This is a genomic window from Succinispira mobilis DSM 6222 (assembly GCF_000384135.1).
GTDB lineage: Bacteria > Bacillota > Negativicutes > Acidaminococcales > Succinispiraceae > Succinispira > Succinispira mobilis.
Window position 1 is genome coordinate 1,266,500 of sequence record NZ_KB913028.1, and the last position, 17,114, is coordinate 1,283,613.

Below are 17,114 nucleotides of genomic sequence, written 5' to 3' on the forward strand. Positions count from 1 at the left end.
TTAATCCATTTTTAAAATTGCCATAAAAGCTTCTTGTGGTAGTTCTACACTTCCCACTTGCTTCATGCGTTTTTTCCCTTCTTTTTGTTTTTCTAATAATTTGCGTTTACGACTAATATCGCCACCATAACATTTTGCTAAAACATCTTTGCGCATTGCCTTTACAGTTTCACGAGCAATTACCTTATTGCCAATTGCAGCTTGAATTGGAATTTCAAACATTTGGCGTGGAATTAAAGCTCTAAGTTTTTCAGCTAATTGTCGTCCACGATACTGCGCACTATCACGATGTACAATTGCGGACAAAGCATCCACCGGTTCACCGTTTAATAAAATATCAAGTTTTGCTAATGCTGAAGGCTTGTAGCCAGTTAATTCATAATCTAAAGATGCATAGCCTCTAGTAGCCGATTTCATTCTATCAAAATAATCATAAATAATTTCGCTTAAAGGCAGTAGGTAATGTAACATTACTCTGGCTGTATCAACATAAGTCATATTTTGATATTCCCCACGTTTTTCCTGTGACAACTCCATTACTGCACCTACGTATTCTGAGGGCACAATTATTGTTGCATTTACATAAGGTTCTTCAATGCGATCTATAACTGTAGGGTCAGGCATTTTAGATGGATTATCAATTACCTCCATCTCACCATTAGTTCGATAAACATTATAGATAACGTTTGGTGCTGTTGTTATTAAGCTTAAATTATATTCGCGCTCTAACCGTTCTTTAATAACATCCATATGCAATAACCCCAAAAATCCGCAACGGAAACCAAAACCTAAGGCAATAGAAGTTTCTGGTTCAAAAGATAGGGATGCATCGTTTAATTGTAGTTTTTCTAAAGCGTCTCGTAATGAATCATACTCAGAATTTTCTACAGGATATAGGCCACAAAACACCATTGAGGTGGCTTTTTTATATCCTGGAAGCATTTGAGGTGCGGGGTTATTATTGTCTGTAACAGTATCCCCAACACGGGCATCTTTGACATTTTTTATGCTAGCAGCAAAAAATCCTACTTGACCAACACTTAATTTTTCAACATTAACTAAATTAGGCTTAAACACCCCAACTTCAGTTACTTCAAAAACTTTTTCTGTTGCCATCATTTTGATCTGCATACCTTTTTTTATTTCACCATCCATGACTCTAACATAAAGAATTACTCCTTTATATGCGTCAAAATGTGAATCAAAAACAAGAGCCGTAAGTGGCTGCTGCAAATTCCCTTTGGGTGGCGGTACTCTTTTTACTATAGCTTCAAGAACATCTGCTGTACCCATTCCAGTTTTAGCACTAACTAAAATTGCTTCACTTGCATCAATTCCAATAACTTCTTCAATTTCTTTTTTAACGCGCTCGGGGTCTGCACTTGGCAAATCTATCTTGTTTATTACAGGAATTATTTCCAAGTCATGTTCTAAAGCTAAATATACATTCGCTAAGGTTTGCGCTTCTATCCCTTGTGTTGCATCAACAACTAGCAAAGCTCCTTCACAGGCAGCTAAAGCCCTAGAAACTTCATAGGTGAAATCAACATGCCCAGGAGTGTCTATTAAGTTCAACATATATTCTTGATTATCATTTGCTTTATAGTTAATTCGAACAGCTTGCGCTTTAATGGTAATACCTCTTTCGCGTTCTAAGTCTAGCTTATCTAAAACCTGCGATTCCATCTCTCTACTAGATAGTGTACCAGTACTCTCAATAAGGCGATCCGCTAAAGTTGATTTCCCATGATCAATATGGGCGATAATAGAGAAATTACGAATTTGTTCTTGTTGCATTAAATTTATCCTCTCCTATGTTATAAGACAATATATCATTTCCATTATATATCCTTATATTATATCATTTTTTAACTGTTTTAGCCAATATTTAGCGATTACAGAATTTTATTAGTATAAATTGAAAATCAAGATACTCTTTAAATCCGCTCCGCAAGGAAAATAAAAATTCTACCATTTCATTATGTAGCTCTTTAAGTTCTTCAATACTTAAATAAACACTTTCTGTTATTAATTTATTCACTATATAGCTAGAAAGTTTATATTCCTTAGCAAAATCGTTAAGGTTCATTCCGTTTTCCTGAGCCCTTTTTAAATGAATAATTTTTTTTATTTGAGCCGCTAAAGGCGATATTATAGCTTCAATAGGAAAATTTTCCCTAGCGAGTTCATGCCAAATTCCCAAGACATTATTAGTCTCTTTTTTTTGCAAATACTCTACTAATCTATATACCGAAACTTGCATACTTAGCTGTGATATTTCTAGAAGTTTTTTACGAGTTATTGTTTCTGTCGGATTTGTATACAAGGCAATTTTGTCAAATTCATTATCTAAAATACTCAAAGCTATATTATCTGTATAGTTGCAATATTGCCAAATACTTTCATATGCTTCTTTTGTAAAATTTAACTTTCTTCGTTTTATTTCTTGTGTTAACCAACCCTTTATTTCATAATATCTAGGTTTAATACAGCTAAAGCAAGTAGCTCGCTGTTCCAAATCCTTATATACTTTATTTTTTTGATAGTCTTTAAAATTTTTTAAACCTTTTTCTAAGTTATCGATTATAAAAATAACATAGCAATCTTCCGGAATATCATTTATTATAACTAAAAATTTTTCGAGCAACTCTTCAGAATGTTTTTTAACTGTAAAGATACTACTATCTCTGATAATAAATAATCTTACTTCAGAAAAAAACCCACCTGAATACAAATTTTCTTTAAAGTGTTCTAGGTTTTCAGCATTAATTTTTTCATAATGGTAGATGTTAGATTCTTGGTTGGAATTTAATGTTTCTCTAAATAAAAGCTCCTTGTACAGTTTCAATACTTTATCTTGATAGTAGGTTTCATCGCCTAAAAGAATTGTGCAGTTTTTCAAGTCATTTCTTGTTTTAAATTTATCTAAAAGTAGATATATATTATCCATAAAAACCGCTCCTCTTTGATTAATGCATTATATTATAGCAAAATTAATCTTACATAACAATTTTTAATAGTTCAAATATTTATTAACAGTCATTCTTTCATTATCAAAAGATATTGTAATTGCACCGTTGAGATCTGTTCGATAAATTTTGCTGTTAATTAAACTTAATCGTGTTAATGTTTCTTGATGTGGATGACCAAAAGGATTCCTACGACCGGCAGATATAACAGCAACTTGAGGATGTGTAGTATTTAATAAATATTCAGACGTAGAGTTTCGCGAACCATGATGGGCAACTTTTAGTACATTAATTCTTTCTTTGTTTAGCTTTAGGTTCTGTTCTAGTTCAGAACTAATGTCACCTGTAAATAGTAATTTGTACTTATCAAAAAAAATTTTTAAAACTAAACTATCATTTTCATCTTTAGTTTCATTAGCTGGGCAGTGAAGAAATTCAAAGTTAAGATTGTCAAGCACGAATTTTTGATTGTTTTCTGGAATTACTACTTTTGCTTTAGGTGAAAAAAGCAAAAGCCGTTTAATAAAATCATTGTCTCTAGAGGCCTCATTAGCTAAAATAATATTTTGAATTGGTATCTCTTTAGCTAAAGCAAAGCTACCACCAACATGATCATAATGATTATGTGATAATAACAAGTAATCAACACTTTCTATTCCGTGATATCGCAAGTAAGGTACAATTACCTCTTCCCCAATATCTAGCTTACTATACTCTAGACCGCCGGTGTCAATCAAAATACTTCTTTTATTTTTACTTATAATTAAACAAGCATCGCCTTGCGCTACATCAATAAAGTGCATCTGGGCAAAACCATCTCTTCGATAAGAACAAAATAACATTGAAAGCAGAATTATGACAAAAATAATTTTACTAAATTGCGCAAATATTACATTAGGCGTTTTAACCGTAAAACCTATTACAGCTAAATAGTATATTAAATACAAAAATTTAGGAATATCCCCAGTGTATATATTTAACATTGTAATCCCTGCCAAAATAGAATTAAATTTTATAACTATACTTAAAATTATACTAATTACAATTATCAATACTTTTCCTAAAGGGTATAGCAAATAGAATAGAAAACTTGTAAAAAAAATAAAAACTATACTAATTTGTAATATCGGTAATAAAATAAAATTGCTAAAAAACAATGTTAAGGAAATCTGGTGAAAATTAGAAAGAATAATAGGTAATATTAGTATTTGAACACTTAAAATTGCTGCTATAGGTGCCCAAAAAAATTTTTCACACCCTATTATCTCATTAAAGTTTTCAAGGTGCGGATACAAAAAAATCAAACTTGCAGTTGCTAAAAAAGATAGTTGAAAAGTGATATCTAGCATAAATAAAGGCTTATAAGCTAAAAAAATGACAGTCACAAAAGCAAAAGTAGTGGGCAAAAATGCTTTACGCTTTATTATTATTCCTAAAATTAATAGAGTATTTAAAAACAATGCTCTTAATATAGGCGTATCCATATTTGTTATACTAACATACAGCCAGCTAATTAACAAAGTTAAACAAGCCGGAATTATATGGCTAGAAAAAATTTGTTCTAATATATGATACAAAGTAAACGAAATTATCGAAAGGTGTGTCCCCGAAATACACAAAATATGTATTAGCCCAGTTTTAGAAAAATCGCGATAAATTTCTCCTGAAAGATTGGCATCAGGTCTCACCACTAATGTTTTCAAAATCGCTATCTGGTTTTCTGGTAAAAAATCCTCCAGTTTTGCAAAATATTTATCAACAAGTATTGAAAAATAATTTAGTTTAAACTCAGAACTAGAATTTTTAAAGTTAATATCAGCATTATCGACTCGAACCTTACCAATAATATTTTTTAATAAATTGCGTTTATGATAATCCATATTGCTAGGATTATTAAAACTCTCAAATCTACTTATTTTACCTTTAAAAGCTAGCTTATCTATATTATTCATAGAAAATTTCTGTATATGTTTTTTCGGCAGATATACTTTAACCTTAAAATCATTTATTAAGTGTAGTTTAGAATCATTAGTATTGGCAGTCAACTTGCCTATAAAAGTATAGTATTCATCATATTCTTTAATAGTTTTTTTATCTACATTCAGTTCTAAGTAAAGTAACTTATCATAAATAGGTTGAAGTTTTTGCTCCAATTTCATTAAAGAGTCATTCCAACCTATAAAGAAGGCTATTAAAAAAAATAATGTTAAAGTCACTAACTCCCAATGTTTTTTAGCAAAAAATGCGCCACTGAATATTGTTATCGCAATACAAACTACTATTGCTCCAAAAACATCGCCACAAAGACCACTGTATATTCCAACAATAAAGTTTGCTGCAAGAATTATGAAAAATTTTTGAATATTGGAATCTACCAAGTTATTAGCTCTTCAATTTTTGCTAATTTGGCTTTTCCGATTCCTTTAACTTTTAATAATTCTTGCTTATTAACAAACGGACCGTATAATTCTCTCTGACGAACTATTTCTTTAGCAATAGTTGGCGTAATACCTTTCAATGTTACTAATTCATTGGAGCTTGCAGTATTAATATTAATTTTTTCGTAATCATTTTCTTTAATAGTTTTGATACTTTTACTTATTTTCTTTAAAGGTACTTTAATTTGCATTCCATCCTTACAAATCCTCGCTAGATTGACATTAGACAAATTTGCTTCAGGCAAAACTTCGACAATTGTATCGAATACTTCTTGAACCCGAGTTCCTTTAGCAACAGAATATACTCCTGGATTACGAACTGCGCCACTTACACAAATTTTTATTGCTTCTTTCCTTACTACATTTTCAAAGCTGCTTTTTTTCGTGCTTTCTTGTAATTCTTCCGGAATTATTGTTTCACCTACTTTACTTGCATCTCGACTAAAAAGTAAGTTAATCCCCAAAATTAACAACGCTAAACAGGCAATAAATGTTAAATAGCGCTTTTTTTGTTCAGTTTCCTTGAACATTTAACACTCACTTCCATTAAAATAATTGAATTTTACAACTTTATTCTATCACATATATTTTAAATATCTAGAGCTTGTATGATATAATTTATTTATAATTTATAGAGAAAAGGAGATTCCTAATGAATGAAACTTTAAAGACAATAGCTAGAAGACGCTCTATTAGAAAATTCAAAGCACAACAAATACCTCAAGAACTTATATCAGAAATACTAAAGGCTGCTATGCTAGCTCCAAGTGCTCACAATGAACAGTCTTGGTTCTTTACCGTAATGCAAAATCGAGAACTAATTAAAGAGTTGAACCAAGCTTCGAAAAACGCTGCTAAAAATTTTCATATTGATGACATCCGTAAAATAGCAGAGCATCCAACTTTAGACATCTTTTACGGAGCACCAACAGTTATTATTATTTCAGGTAAACCCTCGGCTCTATTAAATGAAATAAATTGTGCTGCGGCAACTATGAACCTGTTAATAGCCGCTGAAAGTCTGGACATAGGCAGCTGTTGGAATGGGATTGCTGGAATTCTGTTCCACCAAGAGCCTAAAAAATACGCTTCTTTATTTAAATTACCTGATGGTTATCAGCCACATTATGCTATCGCATTAGGCTATAAAGACATGCAACCAATTAATGCCCCAATCCAAAAGAATATTATGGTTAATTACTTTAATTAGCTACTTTTGTTTAATTAGAGATTGCATAAGTTTTTAGAAAAATATACAATACTCTATATAGGGAAATTATTTTAAAATTAAGGAGGCTGTCTAATGAAAAAACTCGTAGCATTATTAACACTCTTAACTTTGGCACTCTTCGTATTTGGTTGTGGTGGTGAGAAAAAAACAGCACCTTCACAAAAACTGACTATTTATTCGGGATTAATGGAAGACCACATGATTAAATCTATTAAAGAATTCGAAAAAGAAACAGGTATAAAAGTTGAAGCAATTCGCATGAGTTCCGGCGAAATTTTGGGACGCTTAAACGCCGAAAAAGCTGCTCCAAAAGCTTCTGTTTGGTTTGGTGGTCCTGCTGATGGTTTTATTCAAGCTAAGGAAATGGGCTTACTACAAGCCTATAACCCAGATACTGCCAAGTTAATCCCAGATAAATACAAGGATAAAGATGGTTATTGGTATGGTATTTATATCGGCTACCTCGGTTTCGCCTCTAACAAGGCTCTTTTAGCTGAAAAGGGAATTAATGCACCTAAAAGTTGGCAAGATTTGTTAGATCCAAAACTTAAGGGACAAGTTGTTATGGCTGATCCTGGTTCTTCTGGAACTGCATACACCATGCTAGCTTCAATCATTCAAGAAATGGGGGAAACTAAAGGCCTTGAGTACATGAAGCAACTTAATGGGCAAATTAAAACTTATACTAAGTCTGGCACTGCACCTGGGCGAATGGCTGGACAAGGTGAATGTACTGTAGGTATAACTTTTTTACATGATGCTATAAAATATCGCCAAGAAGGAATGAAAGATATCATCTTAACAGCTCCAGTTGAAGGTACTGGTTATGAAATCGGTGCTGTAGCAATGGTTAAAGGTGCCCCAGATAGTGAAGCGGCTAAGAAATTCATTGCTTGGGTTCTTACTAAAAAAGCTCAAGAAATCGGACAAAAAGCTGGTTCCTATCAATTTTTGACAAACCCTGAAGCAGCAGCACCTGAACAGGCTGCTGAAATAAAAAACACTAAACTAATTAACTACGATTTAAAATGGGCTGGTGAAAATCGTAGCAAACTAGTAGAAAAATGGAGTAATGCAGTAAAAAAACAATAGCAAGCATAGACAATAATTTCCCTAACAGTTATCTAAAAAGTTAAAAAGGACTAACTAAAAAATAAGTTAGTCCTTTTTTATAGGAAATTTGCATAAATGAGGTTAAGATAATGCAGCAAACTATTATAGAAAGCAAAAAAATTTTTCGCGATAAAATTTTATTGTTTTGGTTATCGGTAGTAATTATTTCTCTAGTAATTTTTATTATTTGGCCATTATTTGAAGTTTTAAAAGAAGGATTCACAACTTTCGACGGTGCTTTAACGCTACAATATTATAATGAAGTATTTACAACCACTGACAATTTAGAAGTTCTTTTTAATACTATTTTTCTAGGAGTATTTGTTGCTATAATTTCCACTGCAATAGGTTTTTTATTTGCCTATGCAGATGCATTCGTCGATATGAAAGGGAAAAAAATTTTTAACATTTTAGCTATATTACCAATCATTTCACCACCTTTTGCTCTAGCAATGTCCTTTATTATGCTTTTTGGTCAAAGAGGGTTTGTAACTCACACTCTTTTAGGCATTGCGGATGCAAATGTCTATGGATTTTGGGGTTTGTCGATTGTTCAAATTCTTACATATTTTCCCGTAGCTTACTTGGTTTTAGCTGGCCTAATGCGACAAATTGATCCCTCTTATGAGGAAGCGGCTCGTAATTTAGGCGCTAGCAGCTGGGCAACTTTTAAAAAAGTTATTTTCCCATTATTATTACCTGGCGTTGCAAATAGTTTTCTTTTGGTATTTATACAAAGCGTGGCTGATTTTGGCAATGCAATGGTAATTGGTGGCAATTTTACTACTTTAGCCGTAAAAACATATCTACAAGCTATGGGTAATTACAATATTAAAGGCGGTACAGCCTTGGCAAGTGTTTTATTAAGCATTTCTGTTTTAATGTTTGTTTTACAAAAATATTGGTTAAGTGGGCGTTCTTACGTCACTGTCACAGGCAAGCCCTCAAGAATTCGCACTTTAAATCGCGATGCACTTATTGTTAATTTAGTTACTAGCCCGTGCCTATTAATTAGCCTGTTTATTTTTATTTTATATGCTTTGATTCCACTCGGTTCTCTAGTTAATCTTTGGGGTATTGACTATACTTTTACACTAAAACACTATGAGTATGTTTTTGATCTAGGACTAAAACCTATTTTTGACACAACATTATTATCGCTAATCGCTATGCCTATAACTGGGTTATTAGGGATGATTATAGCTTTCTTAATCGTCCGTAAACGCTTTTTAGGGCGCTCGTGGGTAGAGTTTATTTCACTTCTTTCCATGGCTATTCCTGGGACAGTAATTGGCATGGGTTATGTATTGGCTTATAACAAGCCCCCCCTAGTTTTAACTGGAACTTATATTATTATTGTTCTTTCTTTTGTGTTTAGAAGTATGCCAGTTGGTATTCGTGCCGGCATGGCCTCACTTGAACAAATTGATCCAGCTATTGAAGAAGCTGCTCAAGATTTAGGTGCCAACACATATAAAGTTTTTACATTAATTACCATTCCAATTATTAAAGCTGCTTTTTTTAGCGGTTTAATTTATAGCTTTGTACGTTCAATGACGGCTGTAAGCGCAGTAATTTTTTTAGTTTCCGCTAGCTATCAACTATTAACGGTTTCTATCATGTCTCAAGTTGATGTAGGAAGAATTGGTGTGGCTGCCGCCTATTCAACTTTATTAATTATAATTGTTCTATTAGTCACAGGAGCATTAAAATTTTTCTTAGGAAAAATGGGTATAAACACTTCAGAAATTAATGGATAGTGAGGATTAATATGATTACTTCAAAAAAAGTTACGATAAATGGATTGACTAAAATATATTCGCAAACTAATAAACACCATGTTATTGCTGTTAATAATGTTGATTTAGCTATTGAACCCGGTGAATTTATTACTTTATTAGGACCTTCTGGTTGCGGCAAAACAACTGTTTTGCGAATGATTGCTGGTTTTGAAATTCCTAATTCAGGTACAATTGCGATTGGCGAGGAAGTTGTTAATAATTTAACCCCAGATAAACGTGACACAGCTATGGTTTTCCAGAGCTACGCTCTTTTTCCACACTTAAATGTTTTTGACAACGTAGCTTTTGGTTTACAACTCAGAAAACTACCTAAAAATCAAATTGAAGATAAAGTTTTAGCTATTTTAAAATTAGTTGGTCTAGAAAATATGCATCAACGTGCAGCAAATCAACTTTCTGGTGGACAACAACAAAGGGTAGCTTTAGCTAGAGCTTTAGTTATGGAACCCGCTGTGCTTTTATTTGATGAACCGCTTTCAAATCTAGATGCTAAATTACGTGTCTATATGCGCTACGAAATCAGAAGAATCCAGCAAAAACTCGGCATCACAACAATTTACGTTACTCATGATCAAAGTGAAGCAATGAGCATGAGTGATAGAATTGTAGTAATGAACAAAGGGGAAATAGAACAAATTGGTATCCCTCAAGAAATATATCGCAAACCTAGTAGTGCATTTGTTGCTGATTTCATTGGAATTGCTAATATTTTGCCCGTGAAATTGTTGGAAAGCACCACAACTACACAAAAAATTATTCTACTAGACACTGAATTGCTGATTCCCTACAATCCTCAACTCGATATGCAAGCTCCAAAAATAGTTTTGCGTCCTGAAGCCATAACGCTAGTTAAATCCAATAATGAAAAAGCTATATTAACTGCTGAAGTAATTAGTTCTGTTTTTATGGGAGACAACCAAGAATATCTTTTAAAAATATCTGATCAAAAACTTCAAGTAATCCAAAGTGATCCTGAGCCAGAGAAAATATTTTCTGCTGGCGAACTTGTAGGTTTATATTTTTCTTTAGATAAATTACACTTTATTGATAAATAACTTTTTAAAACAGGAAATTCTCATAAAAAAAAGAAGCCACCCCTAAGAAGTTCTAAATTAGAATTTCACAGGGGTGGTTTCTTTTTTTCGAATTGGACTTTTATTAAAACTCTTTTAATAATTCTAAGCAATCAGCCATTGCTAGATGTTCAATGCTACTAATTTTATTGTTATCCTCAAGGCCTACAGCCTTTTCATAATTAGTTTTGCTTATATCTTGATATATTAGACCTGTTATTAACCCCCTGTTTTCAGCAACAGCCTGAAACGCCTGTAAGCGATTATGAGAATCATAATTTAGTAAACTACTTATTGGGATTATATTTTCTTTATACCATTCATAAGTATTAACTTTATTAAAGGTAACACAGGGTGTTAAAACGTTTATAAAGGAAAAGCCTTTATGCGCAATTGCTTGCTTAATTAAATCAACCAACTCTGCTCCTTGAGCCGCAAAAGCTTGTCCAACAAAGGTAGCTCCCGCTGCTAAAACCATTTCTAAGGCTGGCAATGGATTTTCCACATTACCTTTTGGGGTAGTTTTAGTTTTAAATCCCAAATCACTACGGGGCGAAGTCTGGCCTTTAGTAAGGCCATAAACATGATTATCCATTAAAATATACGTCATGTTTATATTGCGTTTTATAGCATGTAATGCATGACCTAGGCCAATTGCAAAACCATCGCCATCTCCACCACAAGCAATTACTTCCAACTCTGGATTAGCTAACTTAACGCCTTGGGCAAAAGGCAAAGCCCGTCCATGTGTAGTATGCACCCCATAAGCATAAATATAACCCGAGATTCTGCCTGCGCAACCAATTCCAGATATTATGGCCACATCTTGAGGTTTAAAATTTAATTGCTGTAAAGCTTGTTGCAATGAATTATGTGTTCCGTAATGTCCACAGCCTGGACACCAATTAGGCTTTACATTATTTTTAAAAGGATTAGTTGTCATTTGCCAACACCTCCATACATTTAGTTTTTAAAACCTGTGGTGTAATTATATCTCCATCATATTGTAAAATCGATTTAATTTCTGGACAATTTTCTACATTGCCTCTTATTAAATGTTTTAACTGTCCTGTTGCATTATGCTCTAAGACAACAATTTTTTTAGCACCTTTAAAGCATTCACTTACTTTTTGAACTGGGAAAGGTGCTAGCAAGCGTATTTGCATATGTCTTGTCGTTATCCCAACTTCTGCCAATAGTTTTTCGGTTTCTTTGATGCAAGCCAAGGTTGCGCCAACGCCTATAATAAGTAAATCTACATCTTCTCCCATAGATTCATTAGTTGCTTTCGAATACACTTGCAAAAAATTTTCCAACTTTTTTAAACGCTTTTCGGATTGAGCTACACGCATTGTTTTGTTTTCAGAAGGTTTACCATATATATCGTGCTCTAAACCAGTAGTTAAATACACACCGTTTTTTGTTCCCGGCAAAACTCTTGGAGATACTCCTGTCGTAGTTTCTATATTATATCTAGGGAAATAATTAGGCGCTGAAAGTTCTGGCAATTTATCTGCAAGCAATTTGCCCCTTTCTATTTTTAAATTTTCTATATCGATATTATTAATAGTTTGCTTAGCTAATGATAATTGTAAATCAGTTAATACAATAACGGGGCATTGATATTGTTCCGCTAAGTTAAACGCTTCAAATGAATCATAAAACGACTCTTCAATCGAGCTAGGGGCAATAACAATTTTAGCAGTATCCCCATGTGTATTGTATAGTGCTGCTAATATATCAGACTGTTCATGTTTAGTCGGTAAACCAGTACTCGGACCACCTCTTTGCGTATTATACACCACGAGAGGCGTTTCAGTCATGCAAGCTAAACCAATTGCTTCTGCCATTAAGGATAGACCTGGTCCAGATGTAGCGGTTAAAGCTCTTGCTCCAGCATAAGCTGCGCCTATTGCCATCGTACAGGCCGCTATTTCATCTTCTGTCTGAACTACGATTCCTCCATAAGCGGGTAATTTTTTAACTAAATATTCCATTATTTCCGAAGACGGTGTTATTGGATAGGCAGCCATAAATCTTGCGCCTGCAACTAACGCACCCAAAGCTAAAACTTCATTTCCTAAAACAAATAATTTATTTATTCTAGATTCACAAATAGGCAAGTTTGCCTGACCAATAAGTTTACTATAGTTAGCAAAAATATAATCGTATCCCAGCTTTAAAGCAGTTAGGTTTTTTTCGATTACTTCTTGTCCTTTAGTTAAAAACTCTTTTTCAATGCTTTCTGTTATTATTTCTAAAGAAATTTGCAAAAGTGCGGCACTGCAACCTAATGCAAATACACCTTTCTGTTTAATTAAGTTCTTAGCTTGCAATAGTTCCGTAAATGGAATCTGAACAACTGTTGCTTCCAAATTTTCTATGCTAATTTTACTTTCTACTAAAATCAAGCTATTAGAGTGAAGTTCATTTTTTGATAACTCCAAACTATCTTTATCAAAAGCAATCAAAAAGTCAAGTTTATTGTTAAGCGTACCAACATCCTCATTTGCAATACGCAAACTATAATGGGTGTGTCCTCCTTTAATCCTCGATGAAAAAGCTCGAAATGCATATAAATAATAGCCTTGCGAATTTAAAACCTTCGACCATAAATCACCAGAACTTTCAATACCTTCCCCTTGTTCCCCACCAATGCGCCAAGATAATTCTTGCATATTCTCACCACCTAAATTATTTTTCTTAAGCTCATTATATCATTTTAATTTTAAAATAAAAGCTATCTTAAGCACATTAATATTTATTTATAATTTTTTTGTTAGTCCCCTAAAATTGCTTGCAATATAGCTATAACTAGCCTACAATTAGTAAATAATAAATAAATTTAGAGAGGTGAAAACTACTTTTAGTAGTATTATATGACTAAAATGTTTTATTTTACTGGTACTGGTAATAGTTTATATGTCGCTAAAAAATTAAGTAATGAACTTGAAAGTGATTTAGTAGACATTACCACATTGATATCGAATAATGTTATAACGATACCCGATGCTTGCGTAGGATTAGTTTTTCCACTATATGCCTTTGGAATACCTGAAATTATTGAACGTTTTCTAATTAAATTAAATTTAACAAATAGCAATGTATATTTTTTTGCTATAATTACTTGTGGTGGATCTGGCTATGGTATTGTTAAACAGCAACTTGACAACATTTTGTCTACCAAAAACTTCAAATTGAGCTATACTGCATTTCAAAATATGCCTAGCAACTATATAAAACTATTTAAACCACCTACTGCCGCCCAAGCTCAAAAAAATATTGCAAACCAAGAACCACATCTTAAACAGATTGTTCTTGATGTAAAAAAACAAGTTCGAAGCCAAATTTCTAATTCTCCCCTAAGTTTCATATATAGTTTTTTTTATAAAAACTGGCGACACAACTTGAAAAATTCCCATCAAAACTTTTTCGTGCAAAGCTCTTGTACAGGTTGTGGTTTGTGCGTGAAACTATGTCCTGAAAAAAATATTTCCTTAAAAAACAACTTGCCACATTGGCAAATCCAATGCCAAGATTGTCTCGCCTGCATAAATCTTTGTCCGGAACAAGCAATCCAATCAAACTACTTAACCAAAATCTACGGTCGTTATAGAAATCCTTTTATTTCTATTGATGAACTTATTAAAAACTAAAACATAAATTATAGTTCCCACAAATAACAGAAGGTATTGTAGTTAAACCACAATACCTTCTGTTATTTATATCAAACCATTCTTTTTCAAAAACTCTCTAGCAACAGCTTCTGGCTGTTTTTGTTTTTCATCAACTTGATAGTTTAATTCAATCATTACTTCTTCGGTTAATACTCCAGCTAAAGAATTTACTACCTCTTCTAATTCAGGGAATTTATCTAAAGTATCTTTTCTGATTAATGGTACTGCATAATATGGTGGAAAAAACTTTTTATCATCTTTTAAGGTTACCAAATCAAATTTTTTCAGTAAACCATCGGTTGAAAAAGCATCGATTATTTCCACATCATTATTTGTCAAAGCACTATATCTAGGAGAACCATCTAAGCCAATACTATCTTTAAAAGTTAAATTATATTTTTGTTTTACTCCTGGTAATCCATCTTTGCGATTTAAAAACTCTAATGTGGTTCCAGTTCGGAAGTTAGCACTATTTCCTCTTAAATCACTAATTTTTTCCAAATTATATTTAGTTGCTAATTCTTTAGTTACAGCAAGTGTATATGTGTTATTAAAAGCAATTTGAGGCATAACTACAATATTATACTGGCGCTGTAAAGTATTCTTGGAAATATCATAAACTTTTTGCATATCACTTATTGGTGGATGTCTTAAAATATTCCCATAAATAGTTCCAGTGTACTCAATATACATATCAATATTATTGTTTTTCATTGCTTCAAAACAAACTTGTGTTCCACCCAAATTTATTTCTCTTTTAACTTTTATATCTGTTTTTGCTTCTACTAAATCAGCAAACATATGTCCTAAAATTTGTTGCTCAGTAAAATCTTTGCTACCAATAGAAATCTCTTTAATAGCTTTCGGCGTAAAAGTTGCCAAAGTTGCTGGCATTAAAATAACACCAAATAATAAAGTTGCTGTGGCCACCGTTATTTTTTGTTTAAAACGAGTTTTAGCAATCATTTCTAAGGACTTATTACCAAGATTTTGTAAACTTATCGGGGTAACTAGCTTTTCAATATTTGCGGCCAAATAATCCACGAGTAGTGCTAAAGCGCAAGCTGGCACAGCTCCTGCTAATATCTGCCCAGTATTTACAGTTCTAATTCCAGAAAAAACTAAGTAGCCTAAACCACCAGCGCCAATAAAAGCTGCAATGGTCATAAGACCCACCGCTGTAACAATTGAAATTCTAACGCCAGCCATAATTATTGGTAAAGCCATAGGAATTTGAACTTTTCTTAGAATTTGCCAATTCGTCAAACCAATACCTTTGGCTGCTTCTATGGTTTGCGGATTAATACTAACTAATCCCGTGTAAGTATTTTTGATTATCGGCAATAAAGAATATAGAACAACAACTACTACTGCAGGAACCTTCCCGATTCCTAATAAAGGAATCATAAAGCCTAATAAGGCCATACTAGGGATAGCCTGTAAAACACTCGTTACACCTAAAATTGGTTTGTTTAATTTATTTACATAGCAGATCAAAATACCAATTGGCACCCCGATTATAATTGAAAAAAACACAGCTATCAAAGTTAAGTAAATATGTTCTATTAAAAGTCCATATACTTGTTGGTAATTTTGAAAAATATAATTGTAAAAATTCATCTTACCCCACCTCCGTCAACAAATATTGTTGGCTTAAAGTTGCAAGAAGATTAGTTTTCGTTATCAAACCCTGCAAAACATTATTACAATCTAAAACCGGAATGTTTTCTACCTGATACCGATCTACTAATTTTAAAACTTTAATAATCGAAGTGTCCCTACATACCGTCGGATATTCTCTGACCATAAAATCTTCGACTAAAGCTGTTTTGTTAAAATCTAAAGGCAAATTTCTCGGATAAAATATTCCAAGTAATCTGCGCGTATGCACATCTGTAACTAACATATTATCCAAACCATTTTTTCGCATTATTTCTAGGCATTTTAATATTCCAAGCTTTGGAGTGCAAGTAAATAAATCTTCGCTCATAAAATCTGCTGCCTTAATAAAATCAGCATTAAGCCATATTCTTTTTGCTCCGACAAATTCGGTTACATATTCATTAATTGGTTTTTTCAAGATGTTTTCTGGCGTATCATACTGAATTACTTCCCCCTTATTCATAATACAAAGCCGATCAGCTATCTTTATTGCTTCATCCATATCATGGGTAACGAAAACAATAGTTTTCTTAAACTGTCTTTGAAGATTAATTAACTCATCTTGCAGACTCAAGCGTGTTATCGGATCTAATGCCGAAAAAGGCTCATCCATTAAAATAACATCTGGATCCATAGAAAAAGCTCGCGCGAATCCGACACGTTGCTGCTGCCCGCCACTTAATTCACTAGGATAGCGTTTTAAAAAAACCTCTGGCTCCAACCCCACTAACTCCATTAATTCGCAAGTTTTATGCAACAACACTTCACTGTTAGTATTGCTAAGCCTACTAATAATTTCAATGTTTTCTTGAACATTCATATGCGGAAACAGACCTGTTTGTTGAATTACATACCCTAAATTTCGCCTTAAAGCAATAACATCTTTTTTACTAATATCTATTCCGTTAATAAATATACTCCCACTAGTAGGCTTAATTAAACGATTAATCATTTTCAGACTAGTTGTTTTCCCGCAACCACTAGGACCAACTAAAGTAACTATTTCACCTTTATTTATCTTTAGAGAAATGTCCTTTAGCACTGTAGTGCCAGAGAATTTTTTTGTAACATTTCTGAATTCAATCATATAATCACCTCACATATAATTATTTCCAACAACTTTATTTTATACTCAAGTTGTTGCTTTTG

At 32.9% G+C, this 17,114-nt stretch carries 13 protein-coding genes; 5 read left to right on the top strand and 8 right to left on the bottom strand.

Translation table 11 applies throughout. The features are described 5' to 3' along the window. The 4 genes from lepA to SUCMO_RS10450 all read right to left on the bottom strand — a co-directional run bounded on the left by lepA (window position 1) and on the right by SUCMO_RS10450 (window position 5,937). Window positions 1-1,797 carry a translation elongation factor 4 gene (gene lepA / locus SUCMO_RS0106050; protein WP_019879692.1) on the bottom strand — a complete coding sequence of 599 codons (1,797 nt, stop codon included), beginning with the start codon at window positions 1,795-1,797 and terminating at the stop codon, window positions 1-3. Window positions 1,798-1,888: 91 nt separating this feature from the next. Beyond that, entirely contained in the window at window positions 1,889-2,950 is a 1,062-nt protein-coding gene (gene holA, locus SUCMO_RS0106055; RefSeq protein WP_019879693.1) for a DNA polymerase III subunit delta, read from the bottom strand. 63 nt (window positions 2,951-3,013) lie between these two features. Then, complete coding sequence (locus SUCMO_RS0106060; RefSeq protein ID WP_019879694.1) at window positions 3,014-5,347, bottom strand: DNA internalization-related competence protein ComEC/Rec2; 2,334 nt, start codon at window positions 5,345-5,347, stop codon at window positions 3,014-3,016. Further along, window positions 5,341-5,937: a ComEA family DNA-binding protein gene (locus SUCMO_RS10450; protein WP_019879695.1), complete on the bottom strand. Its 597-nt coding sequence runs from the start codon at window positions 5,935-5,937 to the stop codon at window positions 5,341-5,343. Before SUCMO_RS10450 ends, SUCMO_RS0106060 begins: the two co-directional genes overlap by 7 nt. A 122-nt stretch (window positions 5,938-6,059) precedes the next feature. Between SUCMO_RS10450 and SUCMO_RS0106070 the strand changes: the two genes are divergently transcribed. From SUCMO_RS0106070 to SUCMO_RS0106085, 4 genes are all read left to right on the top strand, one after another. Next, window positions 6,060-6,617: a nitroreductase family protein gene (locus tag SUCMO_RS0106070; protein WP_019879696.1), complete on the top strand. Its 558-nt coding sequence runs from the start codon at window positions 6,060-6,062 to the stop codon at window positions 6,615-6,617. A 93-nt stretch (window positions 6,618-6,710) separates the two neighbouring features. Next, window positions 6,711-7,730: an ABC transporter substrate-binding protein gene (locus SUCMO_RS0106075; RefSeq protein WP_019879698.1), complete on the top strand. Its 1,020-nt coding sequence runs from the start codon at window positions 6,711-6,713 to the stop codon at window positions 7,728-7,730. Window positions 7,731-7,840: 110 nt separating this feature from the next. Next, window positions 7,841-9,511, top strand: a complete 1,671-nt coding sequence (locus SUCMO_RS0106080; RefSeq protein ID WP_019879700.1) for an ABC transporter permease — start codon at window positions 7,841-7,843, stop codon at window positions 9,509-9,511. A gap of 11 nt (window positions 9,512-9,522) precedes the next feature. Further along, complete coding sequence (locus SUCMO_RS0106085; RefSeq protein WP_019879701.1) at window positions 9,523-10,608, top strand: ABC transporter ATP-binding protein; 1,086 nt, start codon at window positions 9,523-9,525, stop codon at window positions 10,606-10,608. A 103-nt stretch (window positions 10,609-10,711) separates the two neighbouring features. Here SUCMO_RS0106085 and SUCMO_RS0106090 read toward each other — a convergent pair whose 3' ends face one another. After that, the gene (locus SUCMO_RS0106090) at window positions 10,712-11,569 is read right to left on the bottom strand and encodes a 2-oxoacid:ferredoxin oxidoreductase subunit beta (protein ID WP_019879702.1); all 858 of its coding nucleotides are present in this window, start codon (window positions 11,567-11,569) and stop codon (window positions 10,712-10,714) included. Further along, window positions 11,559-13,304, bottom strand: a complete 1,746-nt coding sequence (locus tag SUCMO_RS0106095; RefSeq protein ID WP_019879703.1) for a 2-oxoacid:acceptor oxidoreductase subunit alpha — start codon at window positions 13,302-13,304, stop codon at window positions 11,559-11,561. The genes SUCMO_RS0106090 and SUCMO_RS0106095 overlap by 11 nt, the downstream gene beginning before the upstream one ends. Before the next feature lie 201 nt (window positions 13,305-13,505). Here SUCMO_RS0106095 and SUCMO_RS0106100 point away from each other — a divergent pair, with 201 nt between their 5' ends. After that, window positions 13,506-14,282, top strand: a complete 777-nt coding sequence (locus SUCMO_RS0106100) for an EFR1 family ferrodoxin (protein ID WP_019879704.1) — start codon at window positions 13,506-13,508, stop codon at window positions 14,280-14,282. Between the two features lie 66 nt (window positions 14,283-14,348). On the opposite strand, the gene SUCMO_RS0106105 is transcribed toward SUCMO_RS0106100, so the two are convergent. Both SUCMO_RS0106105 and SUCMO_RS0106110 read right to left on the bottom strand, forming a co-directional pair. Beyond that, complete coding sequence (locus SUCMO_RS0106105; RefSeq protein WP_019879705.1) at window positions 14,349-15,923, bottom strand: ABC transporter permease/substrate-binding protein; 1,575 nt, start codon at window positions 15,921-15,923, stop codon at window positions 14,349-14,351. Between the two features lies 1 nt (window position 15,924). Beyond that, the gene (locus SUCMO_RS0106110) at window positions 15,925-17,052 is read right to left on the bottom strand and encodes an ABC transporter ATP-binding protein (protein WP_019879706.1); all 1,128 of its coding nucleotides are present in this window, start codon (window positions 17,050-17,052) and stop codon (window positions 15,925-15,927) included. Between the last annotated feature and the right edge of the window lie 62 nt (window positions 17,053-17,114).

Coding starts and splice junctions, on each gene's coding strand:
- lepA (WP_019879692.1), bottom strand. CDS start 1,797: ATGCAACAAGAACAAATTCGTAATTTCTCTATTATCGCCCATATTGAT.
- holA (WP_019879693.1), bottom strand. CDS start 2,950: ATGGATAATATATATCTACTTTTAGATAAATTTAAAACAAGAAATGAC.
- SUCMO_RS10450 (WP_019879695.1), bottom strand. CDS start 5,937: ATGTTCAAGGAAACTGAACAAAAAAAGCGCTATTTAACATTTATTGCC.
- SUCMO_RS0106070 (WP_019879696.1), top strand. CDS start 6,060: ATGAATGAAACTTTAAAGACAATAGCTAGAAGACGCTCTATTAGAAAA.
- SUCMO_RS0106075 (WP_019879698.1), top strand. CDS start 6,711: ATGAAAAAACTCGTAGCATTATTAACACTCTTAACTTTGGCACTCTTC.
- SUCMO_RS0106080 (WP_019879700.1), top strand. CDS start 7,841: ATGCAGCAAACTATTATAGAAAGCAAAAAAATTTTTCGCGATAAAATT.
- SUCMO_RS0106085 (WP_019879701.1), top strand. CDS start 9,523: ATGATTACTTCAAAAAAAGTTACGATAAATGGATTGACTAAAATATAT.
- SUCMO_RS0106090 (WP_019879702.1), bottom strand. CDS start 11,569: ATGACAACTAATCCTTTTAAAAATAATGTAAAGCCTAATTGGTGTCCA.
- SUCMO_RS0106095 (WP_019879703.1), bottom strand. CDS start 13,304: ATGCAAGAATTATCTTGGCGCATTGGTGGGGAACAAGGGGAAGGTATT.
- SUCMO_RS0106100 (WP_019879704.1), top strand. CDS start 13,506: ATGACTAAAATGTTTTATTTTACTGGTACTGGTAATAGTTTATATGTC.
- SUCMO_RS0106105 (WP_019879705.1), bottom strand. CDS start 15,923: ATGAATTTTTACAATTATATTTTTCAAAATTACCAACAAGTATATGGA.
- SUCMO_RS0106110 (WP_019879706.1), bottom strand. CDS start 17,052: ATGATTGAATTCAGAAATGTTACAAAAAAATTCTCTGGCACTACAGTG.